This window comes from Enterobacter cloacae complex sp. HYC033_NIDB (assembly GCF_056673335.1).
The window spans coordinates 2,516,147-2,532,196 of the sequence record NZ_CP115123.1; the positions used below are offsets into that span (position 1 = coordinate 2,516,147).

Consider the following 16,050-nt stretch of genomic DNA (forward strand, 5'->3'; position numbering starts at 1 on the left):
GGGATCGCACATAATCCCCTCCCGGTTTGCACACCGGGAATCCAGGAGAGTTCATGTACTACCCCTTCGTTCGTAAAGCCCTTTTCCAGCTCGATCCTGAGCGCGCTCATGAATTTACATTTCAGCAGTTACGCCGTATTACAGGAACGCCTCTGGCCGCGCTGGTGCGTCAAAACGTGCCGGAAAAACCAGTTCAGTGCATGGGCCTGACTTTCAAAAATCCACTGGGCCTGGCGGCCGGTCTGGACAAAAATGGCGAATGCATTGATGCACTCGGTGCGATGGGCTTTGGCTCGATCGAAATCGGGACGGTGACGCCGCGTCCGCAGCCGGGAAATGACAAGCCACGTCTGTTTCGCCTGGTTGAAGCCGAGGGGCTGATCAACCGCATGGGCTTTAATAACCTTGGCGTCGATCATCTGGTTGAGAACGTTAAGAAAGCCCATTTTGATGGCGTGCTGGGTATTAATATTGGCAAAAATAAAGACACGCCGGTCGAGCAGGGTAAAGATGACTATCTGATTTGTATGGAAAAAGTCTATGCCTATGCCGGTTATATTGCGGTGAATATATCTTCGCCTAACACCCCAGGGCTGCGTTCATTACAATATGGCGAAGCGCTCGACGATCTTCTTAGCGCCATTAAAAATAAACAAACGGCGCTACAGGCGATCCACCATAAATATGTTCCGGTCGCGGTTAAGATCGCCCCGGATCTTTCGGCAGAAGAATTGATCCAGGTTGCCGACAGTTTAGTTCGCCATAATATTGATGGTGTGATTGCAACCAATACAACACTCGATCGCTCTCTCGTTCAGGGAATGAAAAACTGTGACGAAGCGGGTGGATTAAGTGGCCGTCCGGTACAATTAAAAAGCACCGAAATTATTCGCGCACTCTCCGCAGAATTAAAAGGTCAGCTGCCGATTATTGGCGTGGGTGGCATTGACTCTGTCATCGCTGCACGTGAGAAGATGGCGGCAGGTGCATCGCTGGTGCAAATTTATTCCGGCTTTATTTTTAAAGGGCCGCCGCTGATTAAAGAAATCGTCACGCATATCTAATCTTTTCTCTTAATCAGACAACCAGGGCTTTATTTCCAGCCCTGGTTGTTTTATATTCCGTCATTGTTGCTTATTTAAACATTATAGTCTTTTATTACTAGTGTTATAAGCGAAGCGGCAAACAGGACATTTTTAGTACAGGACGTTTAGGGGACGGGAGAGAAACATGCGAATTAAACCTGACGATAACTGGCGCTGGTATTTTTGTGACGAGCATGACCGTATGATGCTCGACTTAGCCAATGGCATGTTGTTTCGCTCTCGTTTTGCGCGCCGAATGTTAACGCCAGACGCGTTTGCTCCCTCAGGCTTTTGCGTTGACGACGCTGCACTCTATTTCTCTTTTGAAGAAAAATGCCGCGAGTTCGATCTCTCCAAAGAACAGCGCGCTGAACTGGTACTAAATGCGCTGGTGGCGATCCGTTTCCTGAAACCGCAAATGCCGAAAAGCTGGCATTTTCTCGCCCACGGCATGTGCTGGACCCCGGCTATCGGCGATGCGGCGAGCGTCAATCTGAGCGATACCGAAGAAGAGGTGAATTTGCTGGTGGTTGAACCCGGTGAAAACGCTGCGCTCTGTTTGCTGGCCCAACCCGGCGTGACCATTGCCGGGCGAGTTATGCAGTTAGGTGATGCCATCAAAGTGATGAATGACAGGCTGAAGCCACAGCTGCGCGTCGATTCCTTCAGCCTCGAACAGGCGGTTTAAGCTTCCAGCTGCACGGATGTTTTCGGTACACAGCTACAGCACAGGATCGTGCCGTCACTGCCAATCGCAGATTTCTTCAGGGCACTCACTTCACCATCGACCAGTTTAATGCGACAGCATCCGCAAATCCCCGCGCGACAGGAATACGGTACGCGGATACCCGCCTGCTCCAGCTGTTCCAGTAGCACCTGCTGATTGTTACCACGGATAACTTTGCCTTCCCAGTGAATATCCACAGCGGAAGCGAGGTTGGTGACAACGTCAACCATCTCTTCTTCCTGACCTGCGCCGTACACCCTGGCAGGCCCGCGGGTGAGAATTTCGACCTCGTCGCCCACGCGGATCACGCCGCTGGAGCGGGGGATCAGGTTCTGGCCGAAGTCGACATCGCCGTTATCCTGCGCGGTACGAAATGACTGCAAGGTTTTCAGCGGTTCGCCGGAAGGGTGTTTCTGGCCTTTCTCCGGGCTGACGGTGGTAAAAATACAGCGGCTGCACGGCTTCACGACATCAAAAATAACGCTGCCGATGCGGATCACTTTCCAGGTATCTTCATCCCAGGCATCCGCTCCGGTCACCACCAGATTCGGGCGAAACTGCTCCATCTGCACGCTGGCTTTGCAACGATTTTGTAAATCACGCAGCGAGGCCTCGCTGGTCAGCAGGAAGGGAAAACCATCGGCGAAGGAGAGGGGAACCGCATCGTGGCGCTTCACGCGACGGGTCAGCGCAGGCCCGACCCAGCGCAGCTGAACGTCACGGGAGAAAAAGCCGCTCAGCCACTGGTTAATATTGTCCGGCGCGATACGCGCGGTAAAATGGTTGCCCCACACTTCCGTTGGCGCATCAACCGGCGCAAAATCAGCAAAGCGGATCACGACGCTTGAACCGTCTGGCGCGGTCAAATGCAGCCCGTCATGAAGCGGGGAAGGGGTAAAGCGAACCATCTGCGGGAACTGACGTGCGGTGATAAACGTACCGTCAGGCTCGGTGACCATAAAAATACGATCGAAGGCGAATCCGCTCATATCGGCCAGCGCGTGAGAGACGCCGATGCCGCGCATGGATTTCACCGGATGAATAAAAAGCCTGGATAACGTCGCCACTGCACACTCCCGCTAAAGAAAATAAGCCTTCAACTTTATGACATACACGCCATATTAGCTATAATGCGCGACAATTTTCTATGAGTAAAAGTGACGATATGAATTCTCTGTTTGCCAGTACGGCCCGTGGGCTGGAAGAGCTGTTAAAAACTGAACTGGAAGCCCTGGGCGCGAAAGAGTGCCGGGTGGTTCAGGGTGGTGTCCATTTTGAGGGCGACACGCGGCTTATTTACCAGAGCCTGATGTGGAGCCGTCTGGCGTCGCGCATCATGCTGCCGATGAAAGAGTGCAAGGTCTACAGCGATCTTGATCTCTACACCGGCGTACAGATGATCGACTGGACAGAGATCTTCACCCCGGACGCCACCTTTGCGGTGCATTTCAACGGCGTCAACGATGAAATCCGCAACAGCCAGTACGGTGCCCTGCGCGTTAAGGATGCCATTGTGGACTGCTTCACGCGTCGTAATAAAGAACGTCCGAACGTTGACCGTGAAAACCCGGATCTGCGTATCAACGTCTGGCTGAACGGCGATACGGCCAGTATTTCCCTGGATTTGAGCGGCGCAGGCCTGCATCTGCGCGGCTATCGCGATCGCACCGGGATGGCGCCGATCAAAGAAACGCTGGCTGCCGCTATCGTGATGCGCTCCGGATGGCAGCCAGGTACGCCGCTGCTCGATCCGATGTGTGGTTCCGGTACGCTGCTGATTGAAGCCGCGATGCTGGCCACCGACCGTGCGCCAGGACTGCATCGTGGACAGTGGGGCTTCAAAGGCTGGGCACAGCACGATGAAGCTATCTGGAAAGAGGTCAAAGACGACGCGCAGACCCGCGCGCGTAAGGGGCTGGCGGAATACACCTCTCACTTTTACGGTTCAGACAGCGACGCACGTGTGATTGAACGCGCGCGCAGCAACGCCCGTCGCGCCGGTATCGGCGAGCTGGTCACCTTCGAGGTGAAAGACGTGGCCAACCTGACCAACCCGCTGCCAAAAGGCCCGTACGGTACGGTGATCAGCAACCCGCCGTACGGCGAACGTCTGGACAGCGAGCCAGCGCTGATTGCGCTGCACAGCCTGCTGGGGCGTAACATGAAAGCGCATTTCGGCGGCTGGAACCTCTCTCTCTTTAGCGCCTCGCCGGAGCTGCTGAGCTGCCTTCAATTGCGTGCCGATCGCCAGTTCAAAGCGAAAAACGGCCCGCTGGACTGCGTGCAGAAGAACTACCATCTGGCAGAGGTAGCGGCGGACAGCAAACCGTCAGGCGTGGCGGAAGATTACGCCAACCGCCTGCGCAAAAACCTGAAGAAATTCGAGAAGTGGGCAAAGCAGGAAGGCATCGAATGTTATCGCCTGTACGACGCTGACCTGCCCGAGTACAACGTGGCGGTTGACCGCTATGCGGACTGGGTGGTGGTTCAGGAATACGCCCCGCCGAAAACCATCGATGCGCAAAAAGCGCGTCAGCGTATGCTGGATGTCATCGCGGCCACCATCGCCGTACTCGGCATTTCGCCTAACAAGCTGGTGCTGAAAACCCGTGAGCGTCAGAAAGGCAAAAATCAGTATCAGAAGATGGGCGAGAAGGGCGACTTCCTCGAAGTGGGCGAATATAACGCGCGCCTGTGGGTTAACCTGACCGACTACCTTGATACCGGCCTGTTCCTCGATCACCGTATCGCCCGCCGCATGTTGGGCCAGATGAGCAAGGGCAAAGACTTCCTGAACCTGTTCTCCTATACCGGCAGCGCCAGCGTTCATGCGGGACTTGGCGGCGCGCGTAGCACCACCACGGTAGATATGTCCCGGACTTATCTGGAGTGGGCTGAGCGCAACCTGCGTCTTAACGGCTTAACCGGTCGTCAGCATCGCCTGTTACAGGCCGACGTGCTGGGCTGGCTGCGCGATACCGACGAGCAGTTTGACCTGATCTTTATCGATCCGCCGACCTTCTCTAACTCCAAGCGTATGGAGGATAGCTTTGACGTTCAACGCGATCACCTGCGTCTGATGACCGATCTGAAGCGCCTGCTGCGTAAAGGCGGCACCATTATGTTCTCGAATAACAAGCGCGGATTCCGCATGGATCACGACGGCCTGGCCGAACTGGGACTGAAAGCACAAGAAATCAGCCAAAAAACGCTGTCCCAGGACTTTGCCCGTAACCGTCAAATCCACAACTGCTGGCTGATCTCCGCGGTCTGAAAGGAAAAATAAATGTCTTTAATTAGTATGCACGGCGCGTGGCTCTCTTTTAGCGACTCACCGCTTCTCGATAATGCTGAGCTGCATATCGAAGATAACGAGCGCGTCTGTCTGGTCGGCCGTAACGGCGCAGGTAAATCGACGCTGATGAAGATCCTCAACCGTGAGCAGGGGCTGGACGACGGCCGTATTGTTTACGAGCAGGATCTGATCGTCTCTCGTCTGCAACAGGATCCGCCGCGTAACGTCACCGGCAGCGTGTACGATTTTGTGGCCGAAGGGATTTCAGAGCAGGCGGAATACCTCAAGCGTTACCACGAGATTTCGCATCTGGTGATGACGGACCCGAGCGACAAGAATCTCAACGAGCTGGCAAAAGTGCAGGAGATGCTCGATCACCACGGTCTGTGGCAGCTGGAAAACCGCATTAACGAAGTGCTGGCCCAGCTTGACCTGGAAGCGGATATGGAGCTGTCGGCGCTCTCCGGCGGCTGGCTGCGTAAAGCGGCGCTGGGCCGTGCCCTGGTGAGCGGGCCTAAGGTGCTGCTGCTGGACGAACCGACGAACCACCTGGATATCGAAGCGATTGACTGGCTGGAAGGGTTCCTGAAAACCTTTAACGGCACCATTATCTTCATCTCCCACGACCGTTCGTTCATCCGCAACATGGCCACGCGCATTGTCGATCTCGATCGCGGCAAGCTGGTGACCTATCCGGGCGATTACGATACCTATCTGCTGGAGAAAGAAGAAAACCTGCGCGTGGAAGAGCTGCAAAACGCCGAGTTCGACCGCAAGCTGGCGCAGGAAGAGGTCTGGATCCGTCAGGGCATTAAAGCGCGTCGTACCCGTAACGAAGGCCGCGTTCGCGCCCTGAAGGCGATGCGCCGCGAACGTAGCGAACGCCGTGAAGTCATGGGTAGCGCGAAAATGCAGGTGGAAGAGGCGTCCCGCTCGGGCAAGATTGTCTTCGAAATGGAGAACGTGAATTATTCGGTTGACGGCAAAGTGCTGGTGAACGATTTCTCCGCTCAGGTTCAGCGCGGCGACAAAATTGCGCTGATCGGCCCGAACGGGTGCGGTAAAACCACGCTGCTGAAACTGATGCTCGGCCAGCTCCAGGCCGACAGCGGTCGTATCCACTGCGGGACCAAACTGGAAGTGGCGTACTTTGACCAGCACCGCGCCGAGCTGGATCCAGACCGTACGGTGATGGATAACCTCGCTGAGGGCAAACAGGAGGTCATGGTTAACGGCAAGCCGCGTCACGTGCTGGGCTACCTTCAGGACTTCCTGTTCCACCCGAAACGCGCCATGACGCCGGTGCGCGCGCTGTCCGGCGGAGAACGTAACCGTCTTTTGCTGGCGCGTCTGTTCCTGAAACCCAGTAACTTATTGATTCTCGATGAACCGACTAACGATCTGGATGTCGAAACGCTGGAACTGCTGGAAGAGTTGATTGATGGTTATCAGGGCACTGTGATGCTGGTTAGCCACGATCGTCAGTTTGTCGATAACACCGTGACCGAGTGCTGGATCTTCGAAGGCGAAGGACGCATCGGGCAATATGTGGGCGGCTATCATGACGCGCGTGGACAGCAATCGCAGTCGCTGGCGCAAAAACAGGCGAAGACCAAAAATGTCGCTGAACCTGTTGTTGCAAAGGCAGAAACTGTCAAAAAGTCTCCTGCTAAAATGAGTTATAACTTGCAGCGCGAGCTGGAGGGGCTGCCGCAGCGTCTGGAAGAGCTGGAAGCTGCACTGGAAGCACTGCAAATTCAGGTCGCTGATGCGTCATTCTTTACGCAGCCTCACGACTATACTCAGAAAGTATTGGCTGAACTCTCCCAGGCTGAACAGGCGCTGGAAGAGGCATTTGAGCGCTGGGAGTACCTTGAGTCTCTGAAAAACGGCGCATAAACAGGGATAATCTATGTGTGACCAGCACCATGCCGATCGGCATATATTATGCTCGCAATGCGATATGCTCGTGGCGTTGCCAGAGCTTGGTCACGGACATAAGGCTGCCTGCCCGCGCTGCGGCGCTACGCTGACGACCGAGTGGGACGCGCCAAGGCAGCGACCTACGGCGTATGCGCTGGCAGCCTTATTCATGTTACTGCTCTCCAATCTCTTCCCTTTCATCTATATGAAAGTGGGCGGGATGACCAGCCAGGTGGATTTACTGGAAATTCCAGGCGTGATGTTCTCGGAAGATTACGCCAGCCTTGGCACCTTCTTTCTTCTTTTCGTGCAGATCGTCCCGGCTTTTTGCCTGGTCGTTATTCTGCTGCTGGTCAACCGCGTCAGTATGCCCACTGTCCTTAAAATCAAACTCGCGCGGATCCTGTTCCAGCTGAAAAGCTGGGGGATGGCGGAAATTTTTCTCGCGGGTATCCTGGTCAGCTTCGTGAAGCTGATGGCCTACGGTGATGTGGGGATTGGCAGCAGCTTTATTCCGTGGTGTCTGTACTGCGTGCTGCAACTGCGCGCATTCCAGTGTGTGGACCGACGCTGGGCCTGGGACGATATTGCCCCGGCGCCGACGTTCTCGCAGACGGTAAAGGCAGGCGTACCGGGTATCCGTCAGGGTCTTCGCTCCTGCTCGTGCTGCACCGCCGTGCTGCCTGCGGATGTTGAGGTGTGTCCGCGCTGTGAAACAAAAGGTCACGTCCGGCGTAAAAATAGCCTGCAATGGACCATGGCGCTGCTAGTGACCTCTGTCATGCTCTATCTGCCCGCCAATATCTTGCCGATCATGATCACCGATCTGCTCGGCGACAGAATGCCCTCGACCATACTGGCCGGGGTGATTTTGCTGTGGAGCGAGGGGTCATACCCTGTGGCAGGCGTCATATTCCTCGCCAGTATTATGGTTCCGACCTTAAAGATGATTGCCATTGCCTGGCTTTGCTGGGATGCAAAAGGGCACGGTAAGCGAGACAGCGAGCGTATGCATCTGATTTATGAGGTCGTGGAATTTGTTGGCCGCTGGTCGATGATTGACGTGTTCGTGATTGCGGTTCTCTCAGCGCTGGTGCGTATGGGGGGGCTGATGAGTATTTATCCCGCTATGGGAGCGCTGATGTTTGCGTTGGTCGTCATTATGACCATGTTTGCGGCCATGACCTTCGACCCTCGTTTATCGTGGGATCGTGAGCCCGATTCAAGCCATGAGGAAGAGTAAGAGCATGGAAAATAAGAGTGGAGAGGCTAAAGTGCAGAAGGTCAGAAACTGGTCGCCGGTGTGGATTTTCCCCATCGTGACCGCGCTGATCGGTGCATGGATCCTGTTTTATCATTACAGCCATCAGGGACCGGAAGTCACGCTAATTACCACCAATGCAGAGGGGATTGAGGGCGGAAAAACCACCATCAAGAGCCGCAGCGTGGATGTGGGTGTCGTGGAAAGCGCGACCCTGACGGATGATTTAACCCATGTTGAAATCAAGGCCCGCCTGAATGCCGGCATGGAAAAACTGCTCCATGAAGATTCTGTTTTTTGGGTAGTGAAACCGCAGGTCGGGAGAGAAGGGATCAGCGGCTTAGGGACGCTATTGTCCGGGGCTTATATTGAACTCCAGCCCGGCAACAAAGGCGCCCAGCCAGCAAACTATCAGCTGCTGGATTCACCGCCGCTTGCGCCACCGGATGCAAAAGGGATCCGCGTTATTCTGGACAGCAAAAAAGCGGGCCAGCTCTCGCCGGGCGATCCGGTGCTGTTCCGTGGGTATCGCGTCGGTTCGGTTGAAACCAGCACCTTCGATCCGCAAAAACGGACCATCAGCTATCAGCTATTTATCAATGCGCCTAATGACCGCCTGGTGACCAGCAACGTTCGTTTCTGGAAAGACAGCGGGATCGCGGTGGATCTCACCTCTGCGGGGATGCGCGTTGAGATGGGTTCACTCACCACGCTGTTTGGTGGGGGCGTCAGTTTTGACGTGCCGGAAGGCATGGAGCTCGGGCAACCGGTGGCGGAGAAAACCGCCTTCAGGCTGTTTGACGATCAAAAAAGCATTCAGGATGCGCTCTATACCGATCACATCGACTACCTGATGTTCTTTAAGGACTCTGTACGCGGCTTGCAGCCAGGGGCGCCAGTTGAGTTCCGCGGTATCCGTCTGGGGACAGTGGGACAAGTGCCTTACTTTGTTCCGGGACTGAAGCAGATGCTTGATGATGATTATCGTATTCCGGTGCTGATCCGCATTGAGCCTGAGCGTTTGATTAACCAGATAGGCGAGGACCAGGATATTGGGGAGCATATCAGCGACCTTCTGAATCGCGGGCTGCGTGGCTCGCTGAAAACCGGCAACCTGGTCACAGGGGCGTTGTATGTCGATATGGACTTCTATCCAAAAGCACCACCAATGACGGGTATCCGTGAATTTGGCGGCTACAAAATCATTCCTACGGTCAGCAGTGGCCTGGCGCAGATCCAACAGCGCCTGATGGAAACGCTGGATAAGATCAACAATCTGCCGCTGAATCCAATGCTTGAGGCTGCGACGGGATCACTGCATCAGAGCCAGGCGACGATGCAACGTCTGCAAACCACGCTGGATAATATCAACAAGATCACCGCTAACCAGTCCATGCAGCAGCTGCCGCAGGATATGCAGAAAACGTTGCGCGAACTGAATCGCAGTATGCAGGGCTTCCAGCCGGGCTCAGCGGCCTACAACAAGATGGTGGCGGATATGCAACGTCTTGATCAGGTTTTACGCGAGCTACAGCCCGTTCTGAAAACGCTCAATGAAAAGAGCAACGCGCTGGTGTTTGAAGCGAAAGACAAAAAGGATCCTGAGCCTAAGAGGGCGAAACAATGAAAAAATGGCTAATCATCGCAGGCGCACTGGTATTAACGGCCTGTAGCTCTGGAAGCGATAACAAAAGCTACTACCAGCTGCCGTTAAGCGCCCAGTCCGGTGCGCAGAGCAGCGCCTCGCAGGGCAGCCGTCTGCTGTGGGTTGAACAGGTTGCCGTGCCAGATTATCTGGCGGGCAACGGGGTGGTCTACCAGACCAGCGATGTGCAGTACGTTATCGCCAATAATAACCTGTGGGCCAGCCCGCTGGATCAGCAGCTTCGCAATACGCTGGTGGCGAATCTGAGCAGCCAGCTCCCTGGTTGGGTCGTCGCCTCGCAGCCTCTGGGAAGCGACCAGGACACCCTGAATGTTAACGTGACGGGTTTCCATGGCCGCTATGATGGTGCCGTTGTTATCAGCGGGGAGTGGCTGCTGAATCATCAGGGCCAGCTGATTAAGCGTCCTTTCCATCTGGAACTGAAGCAGCAGAAAGATGGCTATGACGAAATGGTGAAAGTGCTCGCGCAGGGGTGGGCACAGGAGTCGGCTGCTATCGCAAGAGAGATTTCCCGGCTGCCATAAGTAAAATTCATCGACGAAAGCCGCACTCAGCTTCCTGCTGATTGCGGCTTTTTTTTCGTTTTGCGTTCAGGTTGTTACTTGTCCCGCGTCACATTTTTTGTACAAACGATCTTCCATGTAGCTCACAAATATGACACCCGTATGAATTTTGAACGTTGACGCTGACGCCGATTCGGGGTATTCGTTAACTGTGCTTGCACATATTGCAACCACTGTTTTCTTTCCACCAGACAAAAGAATGAGGGAAACGAGGCATGAAGAGACAGAAACGAGATCGCCTGGAAAGGGCTCATCAACGTGGTTATCAGGCTGGCATCGCCGGACGTTCAAAAGAAATGTGTCCCTATCAGGCCCTGAATCAAAGGTCCCAATGGCTAGGGGGCTGGCGAGAAGCCATCGGAGACAGGGCAGTACTTGCTTGATACCGTCTCTTTAAAAAGAAACCTCCGCAATGCGGAGGTTTCGCCTTTCTGGATGGGGCTAAAAGCCGTTATCAGAAAGCGGAGGTATCCTGGAACAGACCCACTTTCAGGTCGTTCGCGGTATAAATAAGACGACCATCTACCAGTACTTCACCGTCCGCCAGGCCCATAATCAGGCGGCGGTTAACGATGCGTTTGAAATGGATACGGTAGGTGACTTTCTTCGCGGTAGGCAGAACCTGACCGGTGAATTTCACTTCGCCTACGCCCAGCGCACGGCCTTTGCCTTCACCGCCAAGCCAGCCCAGATAGAAGCCAACCAGCTGCCACATGGCATCGAGGCCCAGGCAGCCAGGCATTACCGGATCGCCAATAAAGTGGCAACCGAAGAACCACAGGTCCGGGTTGATATCGAGTTCTGCTTCTACGTAACCCTTATCAAAGTTGCCGCCGGTTTCGGTCATTTTCACGACACGGTCCATCATCAGCATATTTGGGGCCGGTAACTGCGGGCCTTTCGCGCCAAACAGTTCACCGCGACCAGAGGCAAGAAGGTCTTCTTTAGTATAGGATTCGCGTTTATCTACCATGTTCTCAGTAAGCCTTATTTTAGTGAAGGACGCAGGATAGCTAACACGTGTACGCTGAACAAGTCCGATCAGTTTGCACTAAACCAACTTAACCAGCGTAACGGCCACGGATAACGATGACGAGCATCCTGCTGTGTCGCCTGAGCTATACGTTCCTGAATGGTCTGCATCAGGGTTGTCTGGCCTTCGCCGTCCCAGACCAGGTTTGTCAGTAAGGGTAGTGCATCCTCAACCCCTTCGATGGCCCAGACGGAGAATTGTTCCTGCTCGACCGCATCCAGAATCGCCTGGCTCAGGCTCAAATGGCGAGCGTTAGGCGCCGGAATAATCACGCCCTGTTTGCCGTTTAAACCGCGCTGCTGGCAGATAGCGAAGAAGCCTTCGATTTTCTCATTCAGTCCACCCACCGGCTGGGCACGACCAAACTGATCCACGGAACCGGTAATCGCAATATTCTGATTAATCGGTACGTCTGCAAGCGCGCTGATCACGGCGCACAGTTCCGCCATCGAGGCGCTATCGCCGTCGACTTCACTGTAGGACTGCTCAAAGGTCAACGAGGCAGAGAAGGGGATCTGCTGCTCCAGCTGAAGTTCAGACATCAGGAATGCCTGCATGATCATCATGCCTTTGGCATGAATGTTTCCGCCCAGTTCGGCCTTGCGTTCGATATCGGTAAATTCGCCGTCACCAATGTGCACGACACAGCTGATGCGGGAAGGCTCGCCAAAGGCGCGCGGGTGTCCGGGGAACTCGATGACGGACAAGGCGTTGATTTGCCCGATACGTTCGCCTTCGGTCTCCACCAGAATCTGTTCCAGCAGAATTTCATCCTGCATACGGTCAGCAAGATAACCTTCACGCCATTCACGCTGGGCCAGCATCTGACTAAGCTGCTCGCCGGTAAACGGACCGTTGCCGCTGATAACGCCCACTTCACGCAGCTGTTTACCGATCCAGAGCGGGCAGAGCGGCAGGGTTTCCTGATCGCCGGTGTAGCGTACGGCCTCGCGGATTAAGCCCGGCCACGCATCCTCGGCAGGCGAGGGCAGCGCGAAACGTTCCGCCACGGCCATAACCCACTGACACCACTGCGCCATGTCATCGGCATCGGCGATCTGAATATTGTCTTCAAATTCGCTGTAAACCGCCTGCTCCGCGAGTTCTGGCTCCATTTCCTGGAAATCAGCCAGAGATTCACGGTCACCCGTCAGCACGACGGTCAGCGACAGCGGCATAGACGGAATGGAAACAGGCAGCGGACGTGAATCGTCGTAGCCTACCCAGTCAAAACGTTGCTGCGTCACCACTGTTTTCAGGCGCATCCACAGCAGAGGCTGTGCAAGCAGGGTGCGAAGGGAGATGAGCAACACGCCGCCGTTCGCGCGGTGTACCAGACCGGGTTGCAGTGACACATCGCCGTTGAACTGACGAAGGCAGCCGAACAGCTGTTCTGCTTCCACCCAGTTGGCGGTAATCACCTCGCCTTTTGCAGCGAACTGTCCGTCTGCCTCAGTGGCAGGTTCGTACGTCACGTCACGTCCGGCAATATGATACTGACCACCAAAAACGGCATTCGTTTTTGGCTGCAACTGGCGCATGGCATCACCGAGAAGCGTCAGATACTCGGCTTCTTCCGGGGCTTTGAGCAGCATGAAAGGAGATGTAGCCCATGGGGATGACATCTGCTCCAGCGCGTAATGCAAACGCGGTTGTGTATCGCTAAGTATGAATTCGTGTTCTTTTGTGAGGTCTGGCTGTGCAAACAGCTCCTGATAGCTCTCGGTATCCGGAACCAGGTCACGCCATGCAAGTTTCGTAATGGTCAAAGTTGATGTTTTTTAGTCTGAAGTAAAACCGTGGAGTATACCGTAAGCGGCGCACTCTGCCCAATCAGGATTCGGGTTTTCGTCATGCGGATCGCCTGCGGCGTTTCACAGGATATGATTTCTTTTCAGCAGATTGCCAAAAAACTGATATTCTGAACAGAGTTACACGGTAACACTGAGATCGCAATGAAATATCAACAACTGGAAAACCTCGAAAGCGGCTGGAAATGGAAGTACCTGGTCAAAAAGCACCGTGAAGGGGAGCTGATCACCTGCTACATCGAAGCCAGCGCGGCACAAGAAGCTGTGGATATGTTGCTGACCCTCGAAAACGAACCGGTACAGGTCAACGGCTGGATTGAGAAACACATTAATCCGGCCTTGTTAAACCGGATGAAGCAAACTATCCGTGCTCGTCGTAAACGGCATTTCAATGCCGAGCATCAGCACACCCGTAAGAAATCGATCGACCTGGAGTTCATGGTCTGGCAGCGTCTGGCCGGGCTTGCGCAGCGGCGCGGAAAAACCCTGTCGGAAACGGTGGTGCAGCTGATTGAAGATGCCGAGCACAAAGAGAAGTATGCCAGCCAGATGTCGACGCTGAAGAACGATCTACAGGCACTGTTAGGTAAAAAATAAGCTTTTTACTTTTCTTCAGATAATAAAAAACCCCGCATCGCGGGGTTTTTTTATAAGACGATAACTTATGCCGCAGGCTGAGTTACAACGTCTTTGATACCTTTAACTTCGATCTCTACGCGACGATCTGGTGCCAGGCAGTCGATCAGTGCAGCGCGTGGTTTCACGTTGTCACAGGTAGAACCGGTAACTGGGTTAGATTCGCCCATACCACGTGGGGAGATCTTGTTAGCTGGGATACCTTTAGATACCAGGTAATCAACTACAGACTGAGCACGTTTCTCAGACAGACCCTGGTTGTAAGCGTCAGAACCGATACGGTCGGTGAAGCCCAGAACCACTACAGAACCGTCTTTAGGATCCAGGTTGCTCAGCTGGGTGTACAGCTGATCCAGTGCCTGCTGACCTTCTGGTTTCAGGGTAGCTTTGTTGAAGTTGAACAGAACGTCAGACTTCAGAGTGAAGTGCTTGGTCTGTACTTCTGGAGCTGGAGCCGGAGCTGGAGCTACGACTGGCGCATCTTCCTGCTGACCGAAACGGTAAGAAACACCAACGCTCAGCATGCCGTTGTCTGGACGAACGCCAACGGTAGCACCGTCACCGATGTTGTTAACCCACTGGTATTCCAGACGGGTAGCGATGTCACGGGTCATTGCCCACTCAACGCCACCAGCGAATACTGGGGAAACACCAGTGTCGTGGTCGTCACCAGCGATGCTGTTGCTGGAGTCTGCACGCCATACCATGCCGCCCAGACGGGTGTACACGTCCAGATCGTCAGTCACTGGGTAACCCAGTTTAGCGGTCAGCTGTACGCCTTGAGCTTTGAAAGCGCCATTTACGTTGTCGCCTTTGTAAGGCATACGACCTAACCAGTCGTAGCCCATTTCAAAGCCAACATACGGGTTAACCTGATAGCCACCGAACGCACCTGCACCCAGCTGGCTCTCGTGAGTAGGGCCATCGTTGTTCAGGCTGCTGTTGTACCAACCGGTGTCATGGAACTGAGACCAGCCCAGTTTACCACCTGCATACCAGGTATTATCTTTCGGAGCGGCCTGCGCTACGGTAGCGAAGCCAGCCAGTGCCACTGCAATCGCGATAGCTGTCTTTTTCATTTTTTGCGCCTCGTTATCATCCAAAATTTGCCATGAATATCTCCATCGGAGGAATCACGGTTAAATCCTTCACCGGGGGGCGTGGTCAAATATAAACCTACCGATATCTTCGGCTTAGGCCGAGCACCCCTGGCGATGTAAAGTCTACAACGTAGCTGAAAACTTACAAGTGTGAAGTCCGTCAGGCATATGAAAAAAAAAGTTCCGTATACCTAATATTTAACAATTTTTGAACGAATTTTGTGCAGTAAAATTAACGAGAACCGCGTCAGACAAGCCTTGCCGCAGTTTTGACGCGTTGAACTTTTTTTGCATACCGTGGTCGAAAAAAATTCCAGGAAAACTCTTAAAATGACTCAATGGTACACATTTGAGTGAATTTTTAGCCCGGGATGTTGTCCTCTGCGATAGGAATCTCCACGAACCGGCCGCATGATGAAACCCATCGCATTACCTTCTTCAGCCGCTTCAGACAGACGCAAATGTTCCTCTTGCGACAGATCCTCAGGCAACCACCCAATCACGACGCTATAGTTCCCGGTACGTAATGCCCGGACCATCGACTCGACCGTATCGCAAGGGGAGAGTTGATTAATCTGCATCACCTTCGCTAACGGCAGGCCAGCCGACTGAACCCATTCACGACTTAATTTTTGCTGTGGCGTCAGCCAGAGCTGCCAGCGAGACTGTTGCCCGAGCTGCTGCAAAAGCGGCAGGAGTAAGAGTTGTGTTAACAGCGGCTGGTCTTCACGGTAAACCACTTCACTGATAAGCCCTGTCGATACACGCCCGATAGAATTCTGCGCAGCATTGCCTGCGGCAGAAGTGGAAGGTGTTAAGTGATTTGCATAGCCTGAAGTGTACATATTCATTCCAGCCCTGTAGTTACTGTATGGATATACAGTAACCCCTGTGTGCATAAAGATCAACCTCATTTTCGGAAAGCGACTCGCAAATTTCATCCATTCCTG

The 16,050-nt window shown here is 54.0% G+C and carries 14 protein-coding genes; 9 read left to right on the plus strand and 5 right to left on the minus strand.

Annotated features, from left to right (window positions below):
* Window positions 1-53: 53 nt before the first annotated feature.
* Complete coding sequence (pyrD, locus tag O1721_RS11920; protein WP_015570907.1) at window positions 54-1,064, plus strand: quinone-dependent dihydroorotate dehydrogenase; 1,011 nt, start codon at window positions 54-56, stop codon at window positions 1,062-1,064.
* 166 nt (window positions 1,065-1,230) lie between these two features.
* Complete coding sequence (gene zapC, locus O1721_RS11925; protein WP_015570906.1) at window positions 1,231-1,773, plus strand: cell division protein ZapC; 543 nt, start codon at window positions 1,231-1,233, stop codon at window positions 1,771-1,773.
* Here zapC and O1721_RS11930 read toward each other — a convergent pair.
* Window positions 1,770-2,879, minus strand: coding sequence for a YcbX family protein (locus O1721_RS11930; RefSeq protein ID WP_032668748.1), 1,110 nt, complete (start codon window positions 2,877-2,879; stop codon window positions 1,770-1,772). The two genes, zapC and O1721_RS11930, sit on opposite strands and share 4 nt — an antisense overlap.
* A 98-nt stretch (window positions 2,880-2,977) precedes the next feature.
* On the opposite strand from O1721_RS11930, the gene rlmKL reads away from it, so the two are divergent.
* The 6 genes from rlmKL to rmf all read left to right on the plus strand — a co-directional run bounded on the left by rlmKL (window position 2,978) and on the right by rmf (window position 10,903).
* Complete coding sequence (gene rlmKL / locus O1721_RS11935) at window positions 2,978-5,086, plus strand: bifunctional 23S rRNA (guanine(2069)-N(7))-methyltransferase RlmK/23S rRNA (guanine(2445)-N(2))-methyltransferase RlmL (RefSeq protein ID WP_032650003.1); 2,109 nt, start codon at window positions 2,978-2,980, stop codon at window positions 5,084-5,086.
* Between the two features lie 12 nt (window positions 5,087-5,098).
* Window positions 5,099-7,006, plus strand: coding sequence for an ABC transporter ATP-binding protein (locus tag O1721_RS11940; protein ID WP_032647908.1), 1,908 nt, complete (start codon window positions 5,099-5,101; stop codon window positions 7,004-7,006).
* Window positions 7,007-7,019: 13 nt separating this feature from the next.
* A complete protein-coding gene (gene pqiA, locus O1721_RS11945) occupies window positions 7,020-8,273 on the plus strand; it encodes a membrane integrity-associated transporter subunit PqiA (RefSeq protein ID WP_032647910.1) in 1,254 nt (417 codons plus the stop codon).
* Between the two features lie 4 nt (window positions 8,274-8,277).
* Entirely contained in the window at window positions 8,278-9,918 is a 1,641-nt protein-coding gene (pqiB, locus tag O1721_RS11950) for an intermembrane transport protein PqiB (protein WP_032647911.1), read from the plus strand.
* Window positions 9,915-10,481 (plus strand): membrane integrity-associated transporter subunit PqiC, encoded by a 567-nt coding sequence (pqiC, locus tag O1721_RS11955; RefSeq protein ID WP_023296271.1) that lies wholly within the window; start codon window positions 9,915-9,917, stop codon window positions 10,479-10,481. The genes pqiB and pqiC overlap by 4 nt, the downstream gene beginning before the upstream one ends.
* A gap of 254 nt (window positions 10,482-10,735) precedes the next feature.
* Window positions 10,736-10,903, plus strand: coding sequence for a ribosome modulation factor (gene rmf, locus O1721_RS11960; protein ID WP_003858162.1), 168 nt, complete (start codon window positions 10,736-10,738; stop codon window positions 10,901-10,903).
* A gap of 71 nt (window positions 10,904-10,974) precedes the next feature.
* Here rmf and fabA read toward each other — a convergent pair whose 3' ends face one another.
* Both fabA and O1721_RS11970 read right to left on the minus strand, forming a co-directional pair.
* On the minus strand, window positions 10,975-11,493 hold the full coding sequence (fabA, locus tag O1721_RS11965) for a bifunctional 3-hydroxydecanoyl-ACP dehydratase/trans-2-decenoyl-ACP isomerase (RefSeq protein ID WP_000227926.1): 519 nt from the start codon (window positions 11,491-11,493) through the stop codon (window positions 10,975-10,977).
* 68 nt (window positions 11,494-11,561) lie between these two features.
* Window positions 11,562-13,322 (minus strand): AAA family ATPase, encoded by a 1,761-nt coding sequence (locus O1721_RS11970; RefSeq protein ID WP_032647912.1) that lies wholly within the window; start codon window positions 13,320-13,322, stop codon window positions 11,562-11,564.
* A gap of 186 nt (window positions 13,323-13,508) precedes the next feature.
* On the opposite strand from O1721_RS11970, the gene matP reads away from it, so the two are divergent.
* Entirely contained in the window at window positions 13,509-13,961 is a 453-nt protein-coding gene (gene matP / locus O1721_RS11975; RefSeq protein ID WP_006809347.1) for a macrodomain Ter protein MatP, read from the plus strand.
* Between the two features lie 65 nt (window positions 13,962-14,026).
* Here the strand turns inward: matP and ompA are convergent, their stop codons facing one another.
* On the minus strand, window positions 14,027-15,079 hold the full coding sequence (gene ompA, locus O1721_RS11980) for a porin OmpA (protein ID WP_017694761.1): 1,053 nt from the start codon (window positions 15,077-15,079) through the stop codon (window positions 14,027-14,029).
* 356 nt (window positions 15,080-15,435) lie between these two features.
* The gene (gene sulA / locus O1721_RS11985; RefSeq protein WP_032104231.1) at window positions 15,436-15,945 is read right to left on the minus strand and encodes an SOS-induced cell division inhibitor SulA; all 510 of its coding nucleotides are present in this window, start codon (window positions 15,943-15,945) and stop codon (window positions 15,436-15,438) included.
* Between the last annotated feature and the right edge of the window lie 105 nt (window positions 15,946-16,050).

What these genes read in the sequence shown, in the direction of transcription:
- pyrD (WP_015570907.1), top strand. Translation starts at nt 54, where the DNA reads ATGTACTACCCCTTCGTTCGTAAAGCCCTTTTCCAGCTCGATCCTGAG.
- zapC (WP_015570906.1), top strand. Translation starts at nt 1,231, where the DNA reads ATGCGAATTAAACCTGACGATAACTGGCGCTGGTATTTTTGTGACGAG.
- rlmKL (WP_032650003.1), top strand. Translation starts at nt 2,978, where the DNA reads ATGAATTCTCTGTTTGCCAGTACGGCCCGTGGGCTGGAAGAGCTGTTA.
- O1721_RS11940 (WP_032647908.1), top strand. Translation starts at nt 5,099, where the DNA reads ATGTCTTTAATTAGTATGCACGGCGCGTGGCTCTCTTTTAGCGACTCA.
- pqiA (WP_032647910.1), top strand. Translation starts at nt 7,020, where the DNA reads ATGTGTGACCAGCACCATGCCGATCGGCATATATTATGCTCGCAATGC.
- pqiB (WP_032647911.1), top strand. Translation starts at nt 8,278, where the DNA reads ATGGAAAATAAGAGTGGAGAGGCTAAAGTGCAGAAGGTCAGAAACTGG.
- pqiC (WP_023296271.1), top strand. Translation starts at nt 9,915, where the DNA reads ATGAAAAAATGGCTAATCATCGCAGGCGCACTGGTATTAACGGCCTGT.
- rmf (WP_003858162.1), top strand. Translation starts at nt 10,736, where the DNA reads ATGAAGAGACAGAAACGAGATCGCCTGGAAAGGGCTCATCAACGTGGT.
- fabA (WP_000227926.1), bottom strand. Translation starts at nt 11,493, where the DNA reads ATGGTAGATAAACGCGAATCCTATACTAAAGAAGACCTTCTTGCCTCT.
- matP (WP_006809347.1), top strand. Translation starts at nt 13,509, where the DNA reads ATGAAATATCAACAACTGGAAAACCTCGAAAGCGGCTGGAAATGGAAG.
- ompA (WP_017694761.1), bottom strand. Translation starts at nt 15,079, where the DNA reads ATGAAAAAGACAGCTATCGCGATTGCAGTGGCACTGGCTGGCTTCGCT.
- sulA (WP_032104231.1), bottom strand. Translation starts at nt 15,945, where the DNA reads ATGTACACTTCAGGCTATGCAAATCACTTAACACCTTCCACTTCTGCC.